Annotated in this window: 4 protein-coding genes and 1 pseudogene; 3 read left to right on the top strand and 2 right to left on the bottom strand. The window is 62.4% G+C overall.

What is annotated here, in order from left to right; all coding sequences use genetic code 11:
- Window positions 1-243: 243 nt before the first annotated feature.
- Both ligB and K5E37_RS29205 read left to right on the top strand, forming a co-directional pair.
- Window positions 244-1,920 carry an NAD-dependent DNA ligase LigB gene (gene ligB / locus K5E37_RS29210; RefSeq protein WP_221535820.1) on the top strand — a complete coding sequence of 559 codons (1,677 nt, stop codon included), beginning with the start codon at window positions 244-246 and terminating at the stop codon, window positions 1,918-1,920.
- Window positions 1,921-2,018: 98 nt separating this feature from the next.
- Complete coding sequence (locus tag K5E37_RS29205) at window positions 2,019-2,414, top strand: DUF1090 domain-containing protein (RefSeq protein WP_221535819.1); 396 nt, start codon at window positions 2,019-2,021, stop codon at window positions 2,412-2,414.
- Window positions 2,415-2,454: 40 nt separating this feature from the next.
- On the opposite strand, the gene K5E37_RS29200 is transcribed toward K5E37_RS29205, so the two are convergent.
- Window positions 2,455-2,904 carry a cytochrome c gene (locus K5E37_RS29200; RefSeq protein ID WP_085608888.1) on the bottom strand — a complete coding sequence of 150 codons (450 nt, stop codon included), beginning with the start codon at window positions 2,902-2,904 and terminating at the stop codon, window positions 2,455-2,457.
- Window positions 2,905-3,032: 128 nt separating this feature from the next.
- Between K5E37_RS29200 and K5E37_RS29195 the strand changes: the two genes are divergently transcribed.
- Window positions 3,033-4,217 carry a murein transglycosylase A gene (locus K5E37_RS29195; protein WP_221535818.1) on the top strand — a complete coding sequence of 395 codons (1,185 nt, stop codon included), beginning with the start codon at window positions 3,033-3,035 and terminating at the stop codon, window positions 4,215-4,217.
- Between the two features lie 118 nt (window positions 4,218-4,335).
- On the opposite strand, the pseudogene K5E37_RS29535 reads toward K5E37_RS29195, so the two are convergent.
- Window positions 4,336-4,451 (bottom strand): annotated as a pseudogene (locus K5E37_RS29535) (IS110 family transposase); the annotation flags it as partial.

Here is a 4,451-nt window from a genome sequence, read left to right as displayed (position 1 = left end):
CGGCGCTTTAGGTAGAAAGGGCGGGACGAGAAGTCTCCCACGGTCCGTACTGGCTAGAGTCGGAATCGAGCTTTTAGTCCCGCCCACCCCTTCAAGTCTAAACATACAAGCGAGCTTGCTCGCGAAGAGGCCCGAATCAGCGACACCACATTCAGAATGGAAACAGCTCGCAAAACACCCACCTCTCTCAAGAACGGATCCTCGCCTAGCCTTCAAGTTTCTCCCTGAGCAAGGACGCTCACAATGCTTGCCACATTTCGCCTGATTCTGTTTTTCCTGCCGTTTTTCCACCTCAACACCTTCGCTGCCGACTGCCCCGACTGGGCCGCCGCCCGGGCATCAAGCGAAGTCGCCGCCCTGCAACAACAGATCGATCGCTGGGACGACGCCTATCATCGCGAAGGCCGCTCGGTGATCGCGGATGAGCTCTACGATCAGTCCCGCCTGCGCCTGAACCAATGGCGCCGGTGCTTCAAACTTCACTCACCGCCCGAGCCGTTGCGCACCGCATCCGGCCCGGTTGCGCACCCTGTCGCACACACCGGCCTGGATAAACTTCACGATGCGGCGGACATCGCCACCTGGTTACGCGACCGCCAAAGCGTCTGGGTACAACCCAAGATCGATGGCGTAGCGGTGACCCTGATCTATCGCGACGGTCGACTGCATCAGGCGATCAGTCGCGGGGATGGAGTTCGCGGGCAGGACTGGACGACTTCAGCAAAAAAGATCGGAGCCATTCCGCAACAGCTGACGCAACCGCAGGATCTGCTGGTGCAAGGCGAACTCTATTGGCGCTTGAGCGGACATAAACAAGCACTTGCCGGCAGCGCCAACGCCCGCGCCACCGTGGCCGGGCTGCTGGGGCGCAAGGATCTCGACGCGGAACACGCCGCCGGCATCGGGCTGTTTGTCTGGGACTGGCCGCAAGGGCCGAACGAATTACCCGAGCGGATCGCCGCTCTGGCGCAATTCGGTTTTCCTACCACGGAACCCTACAGCCAGGCCGTCGCCAGCCTGAACGAAGCGCAACACTGGCGCGATCACTGGTATCGCTCGCCACTGCCATTCGCCACGGATGGGGTCGTCCTGCGTCAGAGCCTGCGGCCACCGGCGGAGCGCTGGCAGGCCCGTCCGCCCTACTGGGCTGTCGCCTGGAAGTACCCTTTCGCCCAGGCGCTGGCCGATGTGCGCAAGGTGAACTTCAAGATCGGCCGCACCGGGCGCATTACACCAGTGCTCGAACTGTCGCCGGTGATGCTCGATGACCGGCAGATCAAACGGGTCAGCGTCAGTTCGCTCAGGCGTTGGCAGGAGCTGGACATTCGCCCCGGCGATCAGGTCGCAATCAGCCTGGCCGGGCTGACGATTCCGCGCCTTGACAGCGTGGTGCTGCGCAGTACCGAACGCGCCGATCTGACCATTCCGCTCGCCAGCGACTTTCACGCCCTGAGCTGCTGGCAACCGACGCCGGGCTGCGAGAGTCAGTTCCTCGCGCGCCTGACCTGGCTCAGCGGCAAGCAGGGGCTGGCCCTGCCCCATGTCGGTCGCGGCACCTGGGAGAAACTTCTGGAAACAGGCCGCCTGAACAGCCTGCTGGATTGGTTGACCCTCGACGGGCCGGAGCTTGCTAACATTGCCGGTCTCGGCGAGCGCAGCAGTGCCCGCCTGCTGCACAGTTTTCACAGCGCCCGCCAACGGCCGTTCCTGCAGTGGCTCAAAGCCCTGGGGCTGCCACCGACCGGTCAGGCAACACTCGCCGATTCATGGCAGACGCTGGCACAACGCAACACCGAACAATGGCAGGCAGAAGCCGGAATCGGCCCGGGTCGCGCGGCGCAATTGAGCGCCTTTTTTCGTGACCCGCAGGTACTGGCCCTGAGTGAAACCTTGCAAGCCGCCGGCGTCGACGGCTTCTGAACACGCGATCCCCGGCCCGCCGGGAACCCAATGTCCGCCGGAGCGCTCCAACAGCGCAGTGCTTCACCGACCCGATTGCCTTTGCACATGGAGCTTTTATGAAATTTCTCGCACCGCTCGCCCTGCTGTCTTTCTGCGCAGTCCTCGCCGCCCCCGTGATGGCCGACGAAGACGCGCCGGGCCTGACCGGTTGTGCCGCCAAGAAGCAGGGCATCGTCAACCAGATCGAACAGGCCAAGTCCCGCGGCAACGCCGACCAGCAGGCCGGCCTCGAAACCGCCCTGCGCGAAGTCACCGAACACTGCACCGACGCCGGCCTGAAGAAAGAACGCGAAAACAAGGTGCTCGACGCCAAGCACGAAGTGAGCAAGCGTCAGGCTGATCTGGACAAGGCCATGAAGAAAGGCGATCCGGAGAAGATCGACAAGCGCAAGAACAAGCTCGCCGAATCGCGCAAGGAATTGCAGGACGCGCTGGACGAACTCGACAAGTGAGAAAGCCGGGGATCACGGCCAAGCTGTGATCCCTTGAACATCAGTGGTCGCGAAACTCTTTGTGGCAGGCACTGCAGGCATCTTCGACTTTCTGCACGGCCGGCCCCAGGTTACTGGCCTTGTAGGGTTGAACCTTGCTGGCGATCACCAGTTCACCGGTGGCCGTTTCAAGGGTGCGGGCCATTTCCTGGAAGCGGGCCTGTTTCTGCCAGACATCGTCCTTGGCGCTGGTGTGATCTTCTTCGCGCACCTGCGGGAAATGCTTCCACGGCTCATGGGACAACGCATCGAGCTTGACCGCACCTTCCGCAAATTTCGGCCCGTCGAAGGCAATGCGTCCGCGCAGCATGCCACCCAGGTCTTCGCCGGTCTTGAGCATCTGCTTGAAGATCGCCTTGCGCTGACCCAGCGGGGAGTTCGGGTCGACACCGCCACAGGCGGACAAGGTCAGACAGGCCAGCAATACAACAGAAATTCTTTTAAGAGTCATGGTGGCTTCAGGTCACGGAAATCGGCGGCCAGTATCCTCGGGTCACCGCCAAACACCAATAGCCCTATTAACAATAAGGGTTGCTTGAGCGCATGGAGCACTTCTGCAACCGGCATAGGAAATTCTCCATGAACAGCCGTTTCAAGGCCTGGCGTCATCCGCTTATCGCGACCCTCCCGCTGCTGGCAATCCTCGCCGGCTGCACCGGTGGCGACAGCGCCAAGCCGAAAACCCACGCCCTGGCCACGTATTCCAGCGCCACCTGGGAAGCCCTGCCGGCAGTGTCCGATAGCGACCTGGTGGCCGGTTTCGGTTCGTGGCGCAGCGCCTGCACCCGGCTCAAGGCTGACCCGGTCTGGGGCGCGACCTGTGCGGCAGCCGCCAACGTGCCGCAAAAAGCCGGCGACATCCGCGCCTTCCTCAAGCAGAACCTCGACGTGTTCGGTCTGCGCGCCGAGAACGACAACCCCAACGGTCTGATCACCGGCTATTACGAACCGGTCTACCCCGGCAGCCTGACGCAAACCGCCACCGCCAACGTGCCGGTGTACGGCGTGCCCGAAGACATGATCATTGTGTCGCTGGACAGCATTTACCCGGAGCTGAAAGGCAAGCGCCTGCGCGGCCGCCTCGAAGGTCGTGTGCTCAAGCCTTACGACGATGCGGCAACCATCGAAAGCCAGGGCGTCAAGGCGCCGGTCGTGGCGTGGCTGACCGATCCGATGAACCTGCAATTTCTGCAGATTCAGGGTTCGGGGCGGATCCAGACCGATGACGGTCGCCAGCTACGCATCGCCTACGCCGACCAGAACGGTCATCCGTACAGGCCGATCGGCCGCTGGCTGGTGGAACAGGGCGAGTTGAAAAAAGAAGAAGTGACCATGGGAGCGATCAGCAACTGGGCCAAGGCCAACCCGTCGCGCATTCCGGAACTGCTGGCGAGCAACCCGAGCTACGTGTTCTTCACCCGCAACCCGGACAGCAACGAAGGCCCGCGCGGCTCGCTGAATGTGCCGCTGACCGCCGGTTACAGCGCGGCGGTGGATCGCAAGGTGATTCCGCTGGGCAGCCTGTTGTGGCTGTCGACCACCCGCCCGGACGGCACGGCACTGGTACGCCCGGTGGCTGCGCAAGACACCGGCGGCGCGATTGCCGGCGAAGTTCGTGCGGATCTGTTCTGGGGCACCGGCGATGCCGCCGGGCAACTGGCCGGCGACATGAAGCAGCAAGGGCAGATCTGGATGCTCTGGCCAAAAGGTGCGGCGTTGCCGCAAGTGCCCCAAGTCGCCGACACGGTGAAGGACAAACCTTAAGCGCCTCGGCGCTTGAGCTATCGCCTTCGCGGGCAAGTCGAATCGTCGCACCGCCGCTCCCACAGGTATCAATAGCGAGCACAAATCCTGTGTGCACCAGAGAACCCTGTGGGAGATTCTATGTTGCAGGGGAACCCTGCAATCTTAGATTCGGTTGGTATTCGCTCTGATTTTTCATGAGGGCGAATGCCACCCGGCAAAGCTTACGGGCGAGGATGACCAAAGCCTGAGTTC

It is taken from the genome of Pseudomonas sp. RIT778 (assembly GCF_019718735.1).
Lineage (GTDB): Bacteria > Pseudomonadota > Gammaproteobacteria > Pseudomonadales > Pseudomonadaceae > Aquipseudomonas > Aquipseudomonas aphyarum.
The sequence above is the reverse complement of the archived record's forward strand: the minus strand, read 5'-3'. Positions and strand labels throughout refer to the sequence as shown.